Origin of the sequence: Enterobacter sp. Sphag1F, assembly GCF_014193275.1 — a bacterium.
Classification (GTDB): domain Bacteria; phylum Pseudomonadota; class Gammaproteobacteria; order Enterobacterales; family Enterobacteriaceae; genus Pantoea; species Pantoea symbiotica.
Map to the genome: position 1 here is coordinate 792,924 of NZ_JACHZD010000001.1, position 16,208 is coordinate 809,131.

Consider the following 16,208-nt stretch of genomic DNA (forward strand, 5'->3'; position numbering starts at 1 on the left):
CAGGAGAAAATCGGCCTAATTGCATCCCGGACTTGAAGACCGACACCGCCCCCCAAATCCGGTAGCGATAATGAAATTAAAATTCTTCAGCTTTATTCCGCATGCACACAAATGGCACAACATCCGTATTTCCCGTAAAGGCGCTACTTCCCCCACCGGACGAGCCTATTTCTCAACCCATGTTGAAGCTCAATGTAAAGGTTGCGGCGAACGGCTGCATAAAATCTATTACCGCGATATTAGCGATGCACAAGCCATTCGCTGGATAGGGTAATCATTGGTTGTTTTGAAATAAAAAAAGCCCCGCAACACAGGTTGCGGGGCTATTGCGTGGCTATCGCAAAACTTATTCAGCCGGTTTGGTGCGAATCAGATAATCAAAGGCGCTGAGTGAGGCTTTCGCGCCTTCACCGCTGGCGATGATAATCTGCTTATATGGCACCGTGGTGCAGTCGCCTGCGGCGAATACGCCTTTCAGGCTGGTTTCGCACTTGGCATCAATGATGATTTCGCCCATCTTGTTGCGCTCTACCGCACCTTCGAGGAAGGTGGTGTTTGGCAACAAACCAATCTGCACGAAGATGCCGCTCAGCGCGATTTCGTGGCTGGTCTGGTTGTTACGGTCGATGTAAGTCAGGCTGGTGACTTTGCTGCCATCGCCTTTCACTTCAGTGGTCTGGGCGTTCAGAATCACATCAACGTTTTTCAGGCTGCGCAGTTTGTCCTGCAGCACTTTGTCGGCGCGCATTTCACTGGCAAATTCCAGTAGCGTCACGTGTTCAACAATACCGGCCAAATCGATTGCCGCTTCCACGCCTGAGTTACCGCCGCCGATCACTGCGGTGCGTTTGCCTTTAAACAGCGGACCGTCGCAGTGCGGGCAATAGGTTACGCCCTTGGTGCGATACTGCTCTTCGCCCGGTACGCCCATGTTGCGCCAGCGTGCGCCGGTAGCAATGATAATGCTGCGTGATTTCAGTACCGCGCCAGATGCGGTTTCAATCGCGTGCAGACCGCCCTCTTTCGCCGCTGGTATCAGCTTGATGGCGCTCTGGGTGTCAATCACATCGACGTCGTAATCATCCACGTGAGCACGTAGAGAACCGGCCAGCTTCGCGCCTTCGGTTTTCGGTACGGAGATGTAGTTTTCGATGTCTACGGTGTCCAGCACCTGACCACCGAAACGCTCGCCCATCAGGCCAGTACGGATGCCTTTACGTGCAGAATAGATGGCCGCAGCCGCGCCCGCTGGGCCGCTGCCGACGATCAGCACTTCGTAGGCATCACGTTTGTTCAGCTCTTCTGCCGCACGCTTCTCTGCGTTGGTGTCCACTTTACCGACGATTTCCGCCAGGCTCAGACGGCCCTGACCGAACTCTTTACCGTTGAGGAACACCGCCGGCACGCCCATCACGTTGCGTTCGGTGATTTCGTTCTGGAACATACCGCCGTCAATTGCGGTATGGCTGATACGCGGGTTCAGTACCGCCATCAGGTTCAGCGCCTGTACCACGTCAGGACAGTTGTGGCACGACAGTGAATAATAAGTTTCGAAGTGGAAGTCGCCTTCCAAAGCCACAACCTGATCCAGCAGGCTCTGCGCTTCTTTCGAAGGGTGTCCACCGGTTTGCAGCAAAGCTAAAACCAGTGAAGTAAATTCATGGCCCATTGGCGAACCGGCAAAGCGCGGACCGCTCTGGCTGCCTGGGTTAGTGATCAGGAAAGAGGGTTTACGAACCGGACGATCGTTCTCTTCACAGAAGCTGACTTTGTCTGACAAGCCCGCGATATCGGCCAACAGAGAACGGATCTCTGCGGATTTGGCGCCATCATCCAATGTGGCAATCAACTCAACCGGTTTCGTTAATTTCTCAAGGTAAGCCTTGAGTTGGGTTTTTAAATTGGTGTCGAGCATAGTGAGTTCCTGTCATGAAAATCGGGTGCCGTAGCACCCGATAGAGAAAGATCGAATGGCGCAGTGTTGACTTAGATTTTGCCAACCAGGTCCAGTGATGGAGCCAGAGTTGCTTCGCCTTCTTTCCATTTTGCCGGGCAAACTTCACCTGGGTGAGAAGCAACGTACTGTGCTGCTTTCACTTTACGGATCAGGTCAGATGCGTCACGGCCAATGCCTTCTGCAGTGATTTCGATCGCCTGGATGATGCCTTCCGGGTCAACAATGAAGGTACCGCGATCTGCCAGACCTTCGTCTTCGCGCATGATTTCGAAGTTACGGGTCAGCGCGCCAGTTGGGTCACCGATCATCGCGTATTTGATTTTCGCGATGGTGTCTGAAGAACCGTGCCAGGCTTTGTGGGTAAAGTGCGTGTCAGTAGAAACAGAGTAGATATCTACACCCAGTTTCTGGAACTCTTCGTGATGGTCTGCAACGTCACCCAGTTCGGTTGGGCATACGAAGGTGAAGTCAGCCGGGTAGAAGAAGAAAACACTCCATTTACCTTCAACGTCTTTCTCGGTGACTTCGATGAATTCGCCGTTTTTGAACGCTGCGTTTTTAAATGGTTTGATCTTGGTATTAATGATGGACATGGTGACCTCCGTTAAAAGATGTGATGCAGGCTACAGAATTTTCGGGCCAACTTCTAATATGCAGACGTTATCAATTAGATAACCAAAAGCTATCAAAGCGCCGACGCCAGCTTTCATGCGGCTCGCGCGGGCATTCTACACAAAAATGGCGCGGTTCTGACAGGCTTTATCTTTTTGCGATGAAACTGCTACTTTTACGTTGGGTAATAGACATGAGGCGGTCGCCATGAATGGCGACCCTACGATTTAGCGGGTATGGGTTTCGTAGGGTGCGCATTTATGCGCACCTGGCAACGTCACAGATTACCCCCCAAATGGAGCTTTTGCGTGCAAATCCGTTTTTTTGACGAAGCCGATCGGCCTTTTCTGCGCACACTGTACCTTGCCGCGCGACGCCATAACTGGACGTGGCTGGATGGCGATGATTGGCAGTTAGAAGATTTCGATGCGGTGATTTTGGGCGAAACCGTGCTGGTCGCCGAACTGGACGGACATCGCGTGGGTTTTGCGGCGGTGCTGGATAATGACAACTTCCTGCATAGCCTGTATGTCGATCCAAATGCGCAAGGACAAGGCGTGGGCAGCGCGCTGTTAGAAAAAGTGCAGTCGCGATTTAGCTCGACTGGCGCATTGAAATGTTTGCAACAGAATCAGGCGGCTATGGATTTCTATCTCAAACACGGCTGGCGGCGTGAGGCGGTTGGCGAGAGCGAGCAGGGAAAATATGTGCTGATGCATTTTCCGCTGGCGACACGCGCCAGCGGAAATGGACGACGTTAAACGGCGCGGAAGGCAATATCGCCAGGGATAATTTCTCCCTGCCAATAGAGCTGCGCCGCGACGCGCCCCGCCAGCTGGCGGTAGAGCGCGGTGAAATCACTCTCCGGACGGCGCACCACGGTAGGTTCGCCATCATCCAGATCTTCACGCAACGTAATGTGCAGCGGCAGTTGTGCCAGCAAACGCGTGTTGTAATCTTCCACCAGCTTCTGCGCCCCGCCTGTGCCGAAAATCGGCTCGTGATGTCCGCATTGGCTGCAGATGTGCATGCTCATGTTCTCGACTACGCCCAGCACCGGCACGCTGACTTTCTCGAACATCACCATGCCTTTACGTGCATCAATCAAGGCAATGTCCTGCGGCGTGGTGACCACTAACGCGCCGGTCACCGGCACGTTCTGCGCCAGCGTCAGCTGAATATCGCCGGTGCCTGGCGGCATATCGAGGATCAGATAATCCAGATCCGGCCACATGGTTTCATTGAGCAGTTGCATCAGGGCTTTGCTGGCCATCGGCCCGCGCCACACCATCGCATTGTCGTCAGTGACCAGATAACCAATTGAATTGGTTGCCAGGCCATGCGCCATGATCGGCGCCATATGCGTGCCATCCGGCGAAGTTGGACGCTGGTTTTCGGTGCCAAGCATGTTCGGAATCGACGGGCCATAAATATCCGCATCGAGAATCCCCACGCGCGCCCCTTCGGCAATCAGCGCCAGCGCCATGTTCACGGCGGTGCTGGATTTACCCACGCCACCTTTGCCTGAACTGACGGCGATGATGTTCTTCACACCGGTCGCGCCCGGATGATTTTTCACCCGCTTCAGCGTGGCTATATCGTGACGCAGCCGCCAGTCAATGGCGCTGGCATCGGTCAGGCGCAGTAGTTCAGCGCTGGTTTGCGCTTTCAGCTCTTCAAAGGCGCTGGCCCACGCGAACGGCATCACCAGTTCGATATGCAGCTTGTCATCCAGTAGCGCGACGTGGCGCAGCGCTTTCAGCGTGGTCAGGTTGTGTTGCAGCGTCGGATGTTCAAAGTCACTTAGCACGCCGATAACCAATGCTCGCAGCGCTTCAGGTGAATGATGTTGCTGGGATTGTGAAGTCATCCCCTCTCCTTGTTTATTCTTCACGCCAGATTGCGGCGGTGTCTGTTCAATAGTATCAGATAGGCGCTAAAAGTGATGGGGATGTGCAGCTGTGTTTACGGCAGAGGGTGCTTCGGTTACCATCATTCCCCTAAATAATTCGTGTTGCAGGAAGGCGGCAAACGAGAGAATCCCAATGAGCTTACTCAAGTAAGTGATTTGGGTGAGCGAGAGAAGACAACGCGCCTGCAACGCGAAGTATGACGGGGAAACCCGCTTTTTCATCAATGGAACGCTACGCAATCATGACTATAGTCACTAAAAAAATTCTGGTAACGTGCGCACTGCCGTACGCAAACGGTTCAATCCATCTCGGTCACATGCTTGAACACATTCAGGCTGACATTTGGGTCCGTTACCAGCGAATGCGTGGCAACCAGGTTCACTTCATCTGTGCAGACGACGCCCACGGCACGCCAATTATGCTGAAAGCGCAGCAACTGGGCATCGCGCCGGAGCAGATGATCGCGGAGATGAAGCAGGAGCACGAAACCGACTTCGCTGGCTTCAACATCAGCTACGACAACTATCACTCGACACACGGCGATGAAAACCGTCAGCTGTCCGAGCTGATTTATGGTCGTCTGAAAGAGAACGGTTTCATTAAGAACCGCACCATCTCGCAGCTGTACGATCCTGAGAAAGGCATGTTCCTGCCAGACCGTTTCGTGAAAGGCACCTGCCCGAAATGTAAGTCACCGGATCAGTATGGCGATAACTGCGAAGTATGCAGCGCGACATATAGCCCAACCGAGCTGATCGACCCGAAATCTGTGGTTTCAGGCGCGACGCCGGTGCTGCGCGATTCAGAGCACTTCTTCTTTGATCTGCCCTCTTTCAGCGCGATGCTGCAGGCGTGGACGCGTTCAGGCGCGCTGCAAGAGCAGGTGGCTAACAAGATGCAAGAGTGGTTCGAGTCTGGCTTGCAGCAGTGGGATATCTCGCGCGATGCACCTTACTTCGGCTTCGAAATTCCTGGCGCGCCGGGCAAATATTTCTACGTCTGGCTGGATGCGCCAATCGGTTACATGGGTTCGTTCAAAAACCTGTGCGACAAGCGCGGCGATCTCGATTTCGACGAGTTCTGGAAGAAAGATTCCACCACCGAGTTGTATCACTTCATCGGTAAAGACATCGTCTATTTCCACAGCCTGTTCTGGCCGGCGATGCTGGAAGGCAGCAACTTCCGCAAGCCAACCAACCTGTTCGTACACGGTTATGTGACGGTGAACGGCGCGAAGATGTCCAAATCGCGCGGCACCTTTATTAAAGCCAGCACCTGGTTGCAGCATCTGGATGCCGACAGCCTGCGTTACTACTACGCGGCCAAGCTCTCCTCGCGCATCGACGACATCGACCTGAATCTGGAAGATTTCGTGCAGCGCGTGAATGCAGATGTGGTGAACAAAGTGGTGAACCTGGCGTCACGTAATGCGGGCTTCCTGACCAAACGCTTTGGCGGCAAGCTGGCGAGCGAACTGGCCGATCCGGCGCTGTATCAGACCTTTGTTGATGCCTCTGAGAAGATTGGCGAAGCCTGGGCGAGCCGCGAATATAACCGCGCGATCCGTGAAATCATGGCGCTGGCCGATCTGGCGAACCGCTATGTCGATGAGCAGGCACCTTGGGTGGTGGCGAAGCAAGAAGGCCGCGATGCCGACCTGCAAGCGATCTGCTCAATGGGCATCAACCTGTTCCGCGTGTTGATGACCTGGCTGAAGCCGGTGCTGCCATCGCTGACCGAACGCACCGAAGCCTTCCTGCAGAGCGAGCTGAGCTGGGATGCGATTGCCCAACCGCTGCTGAATCATGAAGTAGCACCGTTCAAAGCGCTGTATGGCCGTATCGAAATGACCAAGGTTGACGCGCTGGTTGAAGCCTCGAAAGAGGATGCTGCGGCGGCGAACAAACCTGCGGCAACAGGTCCTTTGGCGGATGCGCCGATTGGCGACACCATCACCATCGATGATTTCGCCAAGGTCGATATGCGCGTGGCGCTGATCGAGAAAGCTGAGCTGGTTGACGGTTCTGACAAACTGCTGCGCCTGGAGCTGGATTTGGGTGGCGAGAAGCGTCAGATTTTCTCTGGCATTCGCGCGGCGTATCCGGATCCTTCCGTGCTGGTCGGCAAGATGACCATCATCGTGGCTAACCTCGCGCCGCGTAAAATGCGCTTCGGTATTTCAGAAGGCATGGTGCTGTCAGCGGGCCCTGGCGGCAAAGACCTGTTTGTACTGTCCGTCGATAGCGGCGCAGTGCCGGGCATGCCGGTTAAGTAAGAAATTTTTGCCCTCACCCTAGCCCTCTCCCGCGTGCGGGAGAGGGAACCGCTCAGTACGGTCATTTAATCTTCACTCCACTTTTGCAAACCTGCTCCACCTAACTATTCCCTCGCCCACTTGCGGGAGAGGGAACCGCAAATTGCGGTCAGTTAATATTCACTCTACTTTTGCAAACCTGCTCCATCTAACTATTCCCTCGCCCACTTGCGGGAGAGGGAACCGCTCATTGCGGTCAGTTAATCTTCACTCTACTTTTGCAAACCTGCTCCATCTAACTATTCCCTCGCCCGCTTGCGGGAGAGGGCTAGGGTGAGGGCCCAGACAACATCAACTGCCGATATATCTCCTCCATCACCGCATCAAACTCTTCGAAAACCTGGTGATTCCAGAATCGAATCACTCTCCAGCCATAGCGCTTTAAATAATCCGTTCTTTGTTGATCATAAATTTTCGCTTCATCTTCATTATGTTGTCCGCCATCCAGCTCAACGATCAGCAGCCTTTCAATACAGGCGAAATCCACGATATAACGCCCAATTGGATGCTGACGCCGAAACTTCACTCCGCACAAATTACGGTTACGTAAAAAACACCATAATCGCAGTTCAGCTTCTGGCATCGCCTGACGCAGTTGTCGCTGTCGCGAAATCGCTTTCATCATCGCCCTCCCTTTCACGCTATCGGCTTACCCTACGCCATGTGTAGAGGAGGAAAAGATTGCGATGAAAAAGCTGGAATCTGCATTCCAATGTGATCGCTAGCACGCTAATCGCTTAATGCGTATGATAAAGCGCTACGAAAACAGGAGCCTGACATGCCTGCCGTTCTCTCTGCTTGTTGGCGCTATGTGCGCGCCTTCGTCATCATCTATGCAGCGCTTTATGCCGGAATAGGGATTTCTGCCCTGCTCCCGATAACCATTCCTGGCAGCATCATCGGCATGCTGCTGCTGTTCCTGTTACTTGGGCTGCAAATCATGCCGGTTGAGTGGGTAAAACCTGGATGCCATTTACTGATTCGCTATATGGCGCTGCTGTTTGTGCCAATTAGCGTTGGCGTGATGAGCTATACCGATATCCTCACCGCGCAGTTCGGGCCGATTGTGGTGTCGTGCATTGTCAGTACCTTTATGGTGCTGCTGATTGTGGGTCTCAGCGCAGAGCGTTTGCAGCGCCCGCAGGAGAAGCCGAATGATTGACGCATGGTGGTCGCTGCCGCTGACCGTAATCGCCTATTTTCTGGCGCGTAAACTGGCGGCGAAAATCAATATCTCCATCGTCAATCCATTGCTGGTGGCGATGGCGATTGTCATTCCGATTCTGCTGCTCACCAATCTGCCTTACACGCGCTATTTTGCCGGCAGCAGCCTGCTCAATCAGTTGCTGCAACCGGCGGTTGTCGCGCTGGCGTTGCCGCTGTATGAGCAGATGCATCAGATTCGTGCGCGCTGGAAAACCATCATCAGCGTCTGTTTCATCGGCAGCATTACGGCGATGGTGTCGGGTACCGCGATTGCGCTGTGGATGGGCGCAACGCCGGAAATCGCCGCCACCATTATGCCGAAATCCGTCACCACGCCGATTGCGATGGCGGTCTCCGCTTCGCTGCACGGTATTCCCGCTATCAGCGCTATCTGCGTGCTCATCGCTGGTGTACTGGGTGCGGTGTTTGGCCATATGCTGCTTAATCTGTTTAAGGTGAAAAACAAATCTTCGCGCGGATTGGCAATTGGTAACGCTTCGCACGCATTAGGCACCGCACGCGCCGCTGAGATCGATTATCAGGAAGGCGCCTTCAGCTCACTGGCTTTGGTGATTTGCGGCATCATCACTTCGTTACTGGCACCGTTCCTTTTTCCGCTATTAATGCATTGGTGGGGCTGAAACTTGCGAGAGATCTCGCAAAGTTGAAACAACCCGATCAGCTTGCATTGTCAGAGCGACTTGGATCACATATAAAACCTCTGGCGGCGCATCGCCGCTAACGCGTAACTGAGGCCATCACATCATGCATTCACGATTCCTTACTGCTTTTTCTGCCCTGCCCGCTGCGCTGCAAGCTGCGATTCAGCCGCTGCTCGATGCGCCGGATTTCCATGGCGTATTGCGTCCGCAGGATGTCGCGCAACTGAAACAGCTTACCGGTCTGGATGAAGATGCGCTGGCGCTGGAACTGCTGCCGCTGGCGGCGAGCTGCGCGGTGGCAACCGTTTCTAATTTCAATGTCGGCGCGATCTCGCGCGGCGTCAGCGGCCACTGGTACTTCGGTGCCAACATGGAGTTCCTGCACACGCCGCTGCAGCAGACGGTGCACGCCGAGCAAAGTGCCATTACGCATGCCTGGCTGCGCGGTGAAGAGAAGCTGGCGGCAATCACCGTCAACTACACGCCGTGCGGACATTGCCGTCAGTTTATGAACGAGCTGAACAGCGGCACGGCGATTCGCATTAGCCTGCCGGGACGCGCCGTTAGCACGCTGGGCGACTATTTGCCGGATGCGTTTGGTCCAGCCGATTTGAACATAACTGAACGTTTGCTGACCCCAATCGATCATGGTTTTGCGATTGCAGGTGATGCGCTGCAACAGGCCGCTATTGAGGCCGCTAATCACAGTCACGCACCTTACAGTCACAGCTACAGCGGCGTGGCATTGCGCAGCCAGAGCGGCAAGGTCTTTACCGGCCGCTATGCGGAAAACGCCGCCTTCAATCCAAGCTTGCCACCGCTGCAGGCCGCACTGATTTTGATGAACATGAGCAACGAAGCGCTGGAGACTATTCAGCAAGCGGTTTTGGCAGAATGTCAGGACAGCACGCTGAGTCAGCTGGATGCGACACGCGCTACGCTTACGGCGTTAGGATGTGAGGATTTCTCACTTACTTTAGTTTCGAAAACATCAGTTTAGTGATCCTTTTACCGCTTTTGTGACCTTCTGTTAACAAAAGCTGTACATCTGCAGGAATTTTCATAGGATCGGGCGCCAGAACCTCTTCACTTCAAGATGGACTGGCGTTACCTTTTCCCGGCGATACGTCAGAAAACACTGCAACCGGAGCAAGCACTGCATGGAACTCGACTACGAAAGTAAACGCCCGCTGTATATTCCTTATGCGGGTCCGATCCTGCTGGAATTTCCGCTGTTGAATAAAGGCAGCGCCTTCACCCTCGAAGAACGTAACGAATTTAACCTCAACGGCCTGCTACCGGAAGCGGTAGAAACCATCGAAGAGCAGGCAGAACGTGCCTGGCGCCAGTTCCTGGATTTCAAAAATAACAACGACAAGCATGTCTATCTGCGTAACATCCAGGATACCAACGAAACCCTGTTCTACCGCCTGCTCGACAATCATCTGGAAGAGATGATGCCGATTATCTACACCCCAACGGTCGGCGCCGCCTGTGAACACTTCTCTGAAATTTACCGTCGCGCGCGCGGCGTGTTCATCTCTTACAACAACCGCGACCGCATCGAAGACATGCTGCAGAACGCCACTAAGCAGAATGTAAAAGTGATCGTGGTGACCGATGGCGAACGTATTCTCGGTCTCGGCGATTTGGGTATCGGCGGCATGGGCATCCCAATCGGTAAGCTGTCGCTGTATACCGCGTGTGGCGGCATCAGCCCGGCTTACACCTTGCCGGTTGTACTGGATGTCGGCACCAACAACCAACAGCTGCTGAACGATCCGCTCTATATGGGCTGGCGTCATCCGCGCATTACTGGCGAAGAGTACGAAGAGTTCGTTAACGAGTTCATCCAGGCAGTGAACCGTCGCTGGCCGAATGTGCTGTTGCAGTTCGAAGACTTCGCGCAGAAAAACGCCATGCCGTTGCTGGAGCGCTATCGCGATGAGATCTGCTGCTTCAACGACGATATTCAGGGCACCGCCGCGGTGACGGTCGGCACTTTGATCGCCGCCAGCCGCGCTGCCGGCAGCCGCCTGTGCGAGCAGAAAGTGGTGTTCCTTGGTGCCGGTTCTGCCGGTTGCGGTATCGCCGAGCAGATCATCGCGCAGATGAAGTCGGAAGGTTTGAGCGATGATGAAGCGCGTGGCCGTGTGATGATGGTCGACCGCTTCGGTCTGCTGACCGACAAACTGCCGAACCTGCTTAATTTCCAGAGCAAGCTGGTGCAGAAGAGCGACAGCCTGAAAGACTGGGACACCAGCAGCGACTCAATTTCTCTGCTCGACGTGGTGCGCAATGCCAAGCCGGATATCCTGATCGGCGTGTCAGGCCAACCTGGCCTGTTCACCGAAGAGATCATTCGCGAGATGCACAAGCACACCAAGCGTCCAATCGTTATGCCGCTATCGAATCCGACGTCGCGCGTGGAAGCCACGCCAGCCGACATCATCGCCTGGACCGACGGTGCCGCGCTGGTTGCCACCGGCAGCCCGTTCTCACCGGTCACCTGGAAAGGGAAAACCTATCCAATCGCCCAATGCAACAACTCCTATATCTTCCCTGGCATCGGTTTGGGTGTGATCGCTGCAGGCGCAAGTCGCGTGACGGATTCGATGCTGATGACCGCCAGCCGCGCACTGGCCGACTGTTCGCCGCTGGTTAACGACGGCGAAGGGCCGGTGCTGCCGGAGATCAAAGACATTCAGGGCGTTTCCAAGCTGATTGCCATTGAAGTGGGCAAAGCCGCGCAGCTGGCTGGCGTGGCGGTGGTGACCTCGGAAGATGTGTTGTCGAAAGCCGTTAGCAACAACTTCTGGCTGCCGCAGTATCGTAACTATCGCCGTACTTCGATCTGATAAATTCGTTGCCGGATCATTTAGATCCGGCAACGTTTAAAAAAACGTCAGCCAACTGGCGTTTACTTGCTTCCCCCGCCCGCCTCAAGTAGCCTTTATCCATTCTGAATTCTGCCAACCGAGTGCCCGCGCGCATGATTAAACGCGTTTTCTTTGGTCTGTTTTTCATCATCTTACTGATGGTGGCGACCGCGCTCGGCCTGGATCGCTGGATCAGCTGGAAAACCGCGCCCTTTATTTACGAAGATGTCACCTCGCTGCCGCATCGTCAGGTCGGCGTGGTCTTGGGCACAGCCAAGTATTACCGCACGGGCGTCATCAATCAGTATTACCTCTATCGCATTCAGGGCGCGTTGAACGCCTATAACAGCGGCAAGGTCAATTACCTGCTGCTGAGCGGTGACAATGCGCAGCAAAGCTATAACGAACCGATGACCATGCGCCGCGATTTGATTAAAGCGGGCGTCGCGCCGTCGGACATCGTGCTGGATTACGCCGGGTTCCGCACGCTGGATTCGATTGTGCGCACGCGCAAAGTGTTCGATACCAACGATTTCATCATCATTACCCAGCGCTTCCACTGCGAGCGTGCGCTGTATATCGCGCAGCATCTGGGGATTCAGGCGCAGTGTTATGCGGTGCCATCGCCGAAAAACATGTTGTCGGTACGTTTCCGCGAAGTGGGTGCACGTTTAGGTGCGCTGGCGGATTTGTATTTGATGAAGCGCGAGCCGCGTTTCCTCGGTCCGCTAGTGCCGATTCCTGCGGTGCATGAAGTGCCAGAAGATGCGCAGAGTTATCCGGCGGTGACGCCAGAGCAGCTTTTAGAGCTGGAAGAGAAACTGCAGAAGTAAGTGGTAGCGGTGCATTTTGTAGGGTCGCCATTTATGACGACCGCCAATGTAAAAAGGGCCGCATTACGCGGCCCTTTGTTTGCTGTGTGATGTCTTATTTTTTACGTGCGTACTTCAGTGAATCCAGCGCCACGGCGAAGATAATGATGCCGCCCTTGATGATGTACTGCCAGTAAGGGTTAACGCCGATGTAGGTCAAACCGTAGTTGATGACGGTGAAGATGATCACACCGGTCACCACGCCCGCTACAGAACCGACGCCACCGGCAAACGACACGCCGCCGACCACACAAGCCGCAATTGCATCAAGCTCATACATAAAGCCGAGGTTGTTGGTGGCGCTGCCGATACGGCCCGCTTCCAGCATCCCGCCGAACGCGTAGAACACGCCAGACAGTGCATACACCAGAATCAGGTTGAACGGTACGTTTACGCCAGACACTTTCGCCGCTTCCGGGTTACCGCCGATAGCGAAGATGTTGCGGCCGAAGCGGGTTTTATTCCACAGCACCCAAACAAATACGATGGCAATCACAGCGTAGAAGGTGATGAACGACAGTTTGAAGTCACCGAAACGCAGGAAGCCTTGGGCAAATTTTGAGAAGCCAGGATCGAAACCGGCAATCGGCGATGCACCCACAAAGTCGTAATAGAGTGAGTTGATGCCGTAAACGATGATCATGGTGCCCAGGGTGGTGATAAATGGCGTTACCTTCAGGTAAGCAATGATCACACCGTTCACCAGACCAATCACGCCGCCGATGATGCACACGGTCAGGATAACCACCGGAATTGGCACGGTATCCAGATGCGGGAATACCTTGTTCGCGTTATCCATCGCCTGCAGCAGCGTGGCGGCCACAACTGCCGCTAAACCCACCTGACGACCCGCTGAAAGGTCCGTACCCTGGGTGACAATCAAACCGGCCACGCCCAATGCGATAATAATACGCACCGAGGATTGAGTCAGAATGTTACTCAGGTTCATTAAACTTAAGAACGTTGGATCCTGGAAAATAATAATTGCCAGCAGTACAAACAGGACAACGTAAATGCCGCCCTCTTTTAACCAGGTTAGCGCATTCTTTTTAGTAGTCGCTTTCATGTTAAAGCCCTTGCTTCATTAAAGGTGTAATGACGCTAAACGCAGGATTTCATTCTGCGAGGTCGTTTTGGTATCAACAATGCCTGCTACCTGGCCATTACTCATCACTAAAATACGATCGGTAATACCCAACAGCTCTGGCATTTCAGAAGAGATAATAATGATGCCCTTCTCTTTCTTCGCCAACTCAGCAATAAGTTGGTAGATTTCGAATTTCGCGCCCACATCAATCCCGCGCGTTGGTTCATCCAGCATCAATATTTCCGGCTGCGTTAATAACCAGCGACCAATGATCACTTTTTGTTGGTTACCACCGGAAAGCGAACCAATTTGCGTATGATGACCCGGCGTTTTCACGCGCATCGAATCAATAACCCATTGGGTGTCGCTTTTCATGCGTTTATTATCGAGCAGTCCCATGCTGGATTTATACTTTTTAATATTGGAGATAAGTGAGTTAAAGCCAATATCCAGATAAGCATAAATACCGGTGGAACGACGTTCTTCCGTCACCAGCGCAAAGCCATGGTTAATGGCTTCATTGGCGCTATGGTTATTAATCGCCTTACCGTGCAATTTAATCGTGCCGCCCGACTTTTCGCGAATCCCAAACAGGGTTTCGACGATGTCGGTACGCTTGGCTCCCACCAAACCGGCAATACCAAGAATTTCACCTTTACGCAGATCGAACGAGATATCACGAATCGAAGGCTGACGCAGTGAGGTTAAATGACGCACCTCAAGAATGGTTTCCCCCGGCACGTTGGTCTTGTCCGGGAAACGCTGGTTCAATGAACGGCCAACCATCATCGAGATGATCTTGTCCATATCCAGCCCTTCCAGCGGCTGAGTGGCAATCCACTGTCCATCACGCAAAATGGTGATCTCATCGCACAGCTGGAATATCTCTTCCATCTTATGCGAGATATAGACAATGCCGCAGCCGCGATCTTTCAGCTTACGAATAATAGTGAACAAGTGATTCACTTCTTTTTCGGTAAGCGATGATGTCGGCTCATCCATAATGACGATCTTCGCGTCATAGGAAAAAGCTTTGGCGATTTCGATCATCTGCATCTGCGAGACAGACAAGGTGGCGACTTTATCGCGCGGATCGATATCAATATCTAATTCATCAAAGATCGCTTTGGTATCGCGATACATTTTATCCTGATCGACAAACACGCCTTTACGTGGATAACGGCCAAGCCACATGTTATCCATGACGTTGCGTTGCAGAACCAGGTTTAATTCCTGATGCACCATGGAAACGCCATTTTCCAGCGCCTCTTTGGAGCTCTTATAATCAATTTCCTCACCCTGAAACAGGATGCTCCCCGTATCCTTTTTATAAATCCCAAACAGACATTTTAATAATGTAGATTTCCCGGCGCCGTTTTCTCCCATTAATGCATGAACGGAGTGCGGCCGCACTTTTAAATTCACATTATCTAAGGCTTTAACCCCTGGAAATGATTTCGAGACATTCGTCATCTCCAGCAGATATTCACGCTGTGTGGTCGGATTCTCACTGGCCATAATTTACCTGGCTAAATAAAGCGTTGGTCAGATGCAATAAGGCGCGGCGAAACGCCGCGCCCAGGATGAATTACTTCACAAACTGCGACAGATTTTCTTTATCTACTGGTACGTAAGGAACACGTACGATTTTGTTTTCCATCTTGAAGTTGGTGCCAGCGGTTGGCTCTTTGCCATTGGCCAGATTGTTAGCAATATCCAGCGTCGCTTTCGCCTGGTTTTCCGCATCGTTCAACACGGTACCGGCCAGTGCGCCCGATTTCACCAGAGCCAGCGCTTCTGGCAGTGCATCGACACCAAACACTGGAATGCTGGTTTTGTTGTGCGCTTTCAGCGCTTCAACCGCACCCATCGCCATCGCATCGTTGTTGGCGATAATCACTTCAATCTTGTCGGCGTTCGGGCCAGAGAGCCAGGCGTCAACTTTGTCTTTTGCCTGTGCGGTATCCCACATCGCGGTATCCATCGCCAGCTGCTGCGTTTTCAGACCGTCTTTGTTCAGGGTATCGATCACGTATTTGGTACGCGCTTCAGCATCCGGATGGCCCGGCTCGCCTTTCAGCAGTACGAACTGAATCGTACCGTCTTTGTTCAGATCCCACGCTGGCGTGGCTTTCCAGTGCTTCTCGATCAGCTGACCCTGGATGATGCCAGACTCTTTAGAGTCGGTACCGACGTAATACGCTTTCGGATAGCTGGCCAGCACTTTGGCGTTAGGTTCTTTGTTGAAGAACACCACCGGCACATCGTTACCGCGCGCTTTATCAATCACCACTGCCGCAGCAGCCGGATCCACCAGGTTGATAGCCAGCGCTTTCACGCCTTTTGCCATCAGCACGTCAATCTGGTCGTTCTGTTTGGACTGGTCGTTCTGCGAGTCGTTCATCAGCAGCTGAATACCGCCCAATGATTTCGCTTCTTTCTCAATGTCCTTACGCACCATCGACATGAAGTTGTCGTCGTATTTGTAAATCGTCACGCCAATGCGGGTATCGGCGGCGTGCGCAGTTGCACCAAACATCATGCTGGCAACCAGTGCTGTGAGCGTGAAAACCTTCTTATTCATGGTATCTCCGGTTTTTTATGTAGGGCATTTCATTGCGCTATTTGCCTGCGGGCAAACAGCGCCGTCGGTTGTAAACCTGATAATGGGCGGACGCGTAACGCAAAGCCGGGCCACCATCGCAA

15 protein-coding genes are annotated in these 16,208 nt (G+C 53.4%); 8 read left to right on the forward strand and 7 right to left on the reverse strand.

Annotation, left to right across the window (positions count from 1 at the left end; translation table 11 throughout):
- Positions 1 to 70: 70 nt before the first annotated feature.
- Positions 71 to 274, forward strand: coding sequence for a hypothetical protein (locus FHW71_RS03570; protein ID WP_071531650.1), 204 nt, complete (start codon positions 71 to 73; stop codon positions 272 to 274).
- Positions 275 to 346: 72 nt separating this feature from the next.
- Here FHW71_RS03570 and ahpF read toward each other — a convergent pair whose 3' ends face one another.
- Both ahpF and ahpC read right to left on the reverse strand, forming a co-directional pair.
- On the reverse strand, positions 347 to 1,915 hold the full coding sequence (gene ahpF / locus FHW71_RS03575) for an alkyl hydroperoxide reductase subunit F (RefSeq protein ID WP_179450108.1): 1,569 nt from the start codon (positions 1,913 to 1,915) through the stop codon (positions 347 to 349).
- A 71-nt stretch (positions 1,916 to 1,986) separates the two neighbouring features.
- A complete protein-coding gene (ahpC, locus tag FHW71_RS03580; protein WP_007889514.1) occupies positions 1,987 to 2,550 on the reverse strand; it encodes an alkyl hydroperoxide reductase subunit C in 564 nt (187 codons plus the stop codon).
- Between the two features lie 327 nt (positions 2,551 to 2,877).
- Between ahpC and FHW71_RS03585 the strand changes: the two genes are divergently transcribed.
- Positions 2,878 to 3,330, forward strand: coding sequence for a GNAT family N-acetyltransferase (locus FHW71_RS03585; protein ID WP_179450105.1), 453 nt, complete (start codon positions 2,878 to 2,880; stop codon positions 3,328 to 3,330).
- Here FHW71_RS03585 and apbC read toward each other — a convergent pair.
- Entirely contained in the window at positions 3,327 to 4,439 is a 1,113-nt protein-coding gene (gene apbC, locus FHW71_RS03590; protein ID WP_179450103.1) for an iron-sulfur cluster carrier protein ApbC, read from the reverse strand. The genes FHW71_RS03585 and apbC overlap by 4 nt on opposite strands.
- A gap of 284 nt (positions 4,440 to 4,723) precedes the next feature.
- Between apbC and metG the strand changes: the two genes are divergently transcribed.
- Complete coding sequence (gene metG, locus FHW71_RS03595) at positions 4,724 to 6,757, forward strand: methionine--tRNA ligase (RefSeq protein ID WP_179450101.1); 2,034 nt, start codon at positions 4,724 to 4,726, stop codon at positions 6,755 to 6,757.
- Between the two features lie 307 nt (positions 6,758 to 7,064).
- On the opposite strand, the gene FHW71_RS03600 is transcribed toward metG, so the two are convergent.
- Positions 7,065 to 7,421 carry an endonuclease domain-containing protein gene (locus tag FHW71_RS03600; RefSeq protein ID WP_179450099.1) on the reverse strand — a complete coding sequence of 119 codons (357 nt, stop codon included), beginning with the start codon at positions 7,419 to 7,421 and terminating at the stop codon, positions 7,065 to 7,067.
- 153 nt (positions 7,422 to 7,574) lie between these two features.
- On the opposite strand from FHW71_RS03600, the gene FHW71_RS03605 reads away from it, so the two are divergent.
- The 5 genes from FHW71_RS03605 to sanA all read left to right on the forward strand — a co-directional run bounded on the left by FHW71_RS03605 (position 7,575) and on the right by sanA (position 12,376).
- Complete coding sequence (locus tag FHW71_RS03605; RefSeq protein ID WP_179450097.1) at positions 7,575 to 7,958, forward strand: CidA/LrgA family protein; 384 nt, start codon at positions 7,575 to 7,577, stop codon at positions 7,956 to 7,958.
- The gene (locus FHW71_RS03610; RefSeq protein WP_008104945.1) at positions 7,951 to 8,643 is read left to right on the forward strand and encodes a CidB/LrgB family autolysis modulator; all 693 of its coding nucleotides are present in this window, start codon (positions 7,951 to 7,953) and stop codon (positions 8,641 to 8,643) included. The genes FHW71_RS03605 and FHW71_RS03610 overlap by 8 nt, the downstream gene beginning before the upstream one ends.
- A gap of 124 nt (positions 8,644 to 8,767) precedes the next feature.
- A complete protein-coding gene (gene cdd, locus FHW71_RS03615) occupies positions 8,768 to 9,664 on the forward strand; it encodes a cytidine deaminase (protein ID WP_179450095.1) in 897 nt (298 codons plus the stop codon).
- Between the two features lie 160 nt (positions 9,665 to 9,824).
- The gene (locus tag FHW71_RS03620) at positions 9,825 to 11,522 is read left to right on the forward strand and encodes an NAD-dependent malic enzyme (RefSeq protein WP_101763321.1); all 1,698 of its coding nucleotides are present in this window, start codon (positions 9,825 to 9,827) and stop codon (positions 11,520 to 11,522) included.
- Positions 11,523 to 11,656: 134 nt separating this feature from the next.
- Positions 11,657 to 12,376, forward strand: coding sequence for an outer membrane permeability protein SanA (sanA, locus tag FHW71_RS03625; protein ID WP_008104952.1), 720 nt, complete (start codon positions 11,657 to 11,659; stop codon positions 12,374 to 12,376).
- 94 nt (positions 12,377 to 12,470) lie between these two features.
- On the opposite strand, the gene mglC is transcribed toward sanA, so the two are convergent.
- From mglC to mglB, 3 genes are all read right to left on the reverse strand, one after another.
- Entirely contained in the window at positions 12,471 to 13,481 is a 1,011-nt protein-coding gene (gene mglC / locus FHW71_RS03630) for a galactose/methyl galactoside ABC transporter permease MglC (RefSeq protein WP_007889502.1), read from the reverse strand.
- An 18-nt stretch (positions 13,482 to 13,499) separates the two neighbouring features.
- Positions 13,500 to 15,020, reverse strand: a complete 1,521-nt coding sequence (mglA, locus tag FHW71_RS03635) for a galactose/methyl galactoside ABC transporter ATP-binding protein MglA (protein ID WP_008104954.1) — start codon at positions 15,018 to 15,020, stop codon at positions 13,500 to 13,502.
- Between the two features lie 70 nt (positions 15,021 to 15,090).
- Positions 15,091 to 16,086 carry a galactose/glucose ABC transporter substrate-binding protein MglB gene (mglB, locus tag FHW71_RS03640; protein ID WP_008104956.1) on the reverse strand — a complete coding sequence of 332 codons (996 nt, stop codon included), beginning with the start codon at positions 16,084 to 16,086 and terminating at the stop codon, positions 15,091 to 15,093.
- Between the last annotated feature and the right edge of the window lie 122 nt (positions 16,087 to 16,208).

Excerpts from the sequence above, each read along its gene's own strand:
- mglA (WP_008104954.1), bottom strand. The coding sequence starts at position 15,020 with ATGGCCAGTGAGAATCCGACCACACAGCGTGAATATCTGCTGGAGATG.
- FHW71_RS03620 (WP_101763321.1), top strand. The coding sequence starts at position 9,825 with ATGGAACTCGACTACGAAAGTAAACGCCCGCTGTATATTCCTTATGCG.
- ahpC (WP_007889514.1), bottom strand. The coding sequence starts at position 2,550 with ATGTCCATCATTAATACCAAGATCAAACCATTTAAAAACGCAGCGTTC.
- mglC (WP_007889502.1), bottom strand. The coding sequence starts at position 13,481 with ATGAAAGCGACTACTAAAAAGAATGCGCTAACCTGGTTAAAAGAGGGC.
- FHW71_RS03610 (WP_008104945.1), top strand. The coding sequence starts at position 7,951 with ATGATTGACGCATGGTGGTCGCTGCCGCTGACCGTAATCGCCTATTTT.
- ahpF (WP_179450108.1), bottom strand. The coding sequence starts at position 1,915 with ATGCTCGACACCAATTTAAAAACCCAACTCAAGGCTTACCTTGAGAAA.
- metG (WP_179450101.1), top strand. The coding sequence starts at position 4,724 with ATGACTATAGTCACTAAAAAAATTCTGGTAACGTGCGCACTGCCGTAC.
- FHW71_RS03605 (WP_179450097.1), top strand. The coding sequence starts at position 7,575 with ATGCCTGCCGTTCTCTCTGCTTGTTGGCGCTATGTGCGCGCCTTCGTC.
- apbC (WP_179450103.1), bottom strand. The coding sequence starts at position 4,439 with ATGACTTCACAATCCCAGCAACATCATTCACCTGAAGCGCTGCGAGCA.
- sanA (WP_008104952.1), top strand. The coding sequence starts at position 11,657 with ATGATTAAACGCGTTTTCTTTGGTCTGTTTTTCATCATCTTACTGATG.
- mglB (WP_008104956.1), bottom strand. The coding sequence starts at position 16,086 with ATGAATAAGAAGGTTTTCACGCTCACAGCACTGGTTGCCAGCATGATG.
- cdd (WP_179450095.1), top strand. The coding sequence starts at position 8,768 with ATGCATTCACGATTCCTTACTGCTTTTTCTGCCCTGCCCGCTGCGCTG.
- FHW71_RS03600 (WP_179450099.1), bottom strand. The coding sequence starts at position 7,421 with ATGATGAAAGCGATTTCGCGACAGCGACAACTGCGTCAGGCGATGCCA.
- FHW71_RS03570 (WP_071531650.1), top strand. The coding sequence starts at position 71 with ATGAAATTAAAATTCTTCAGCTTTATTCCGCATGCACACAAATGGCAC.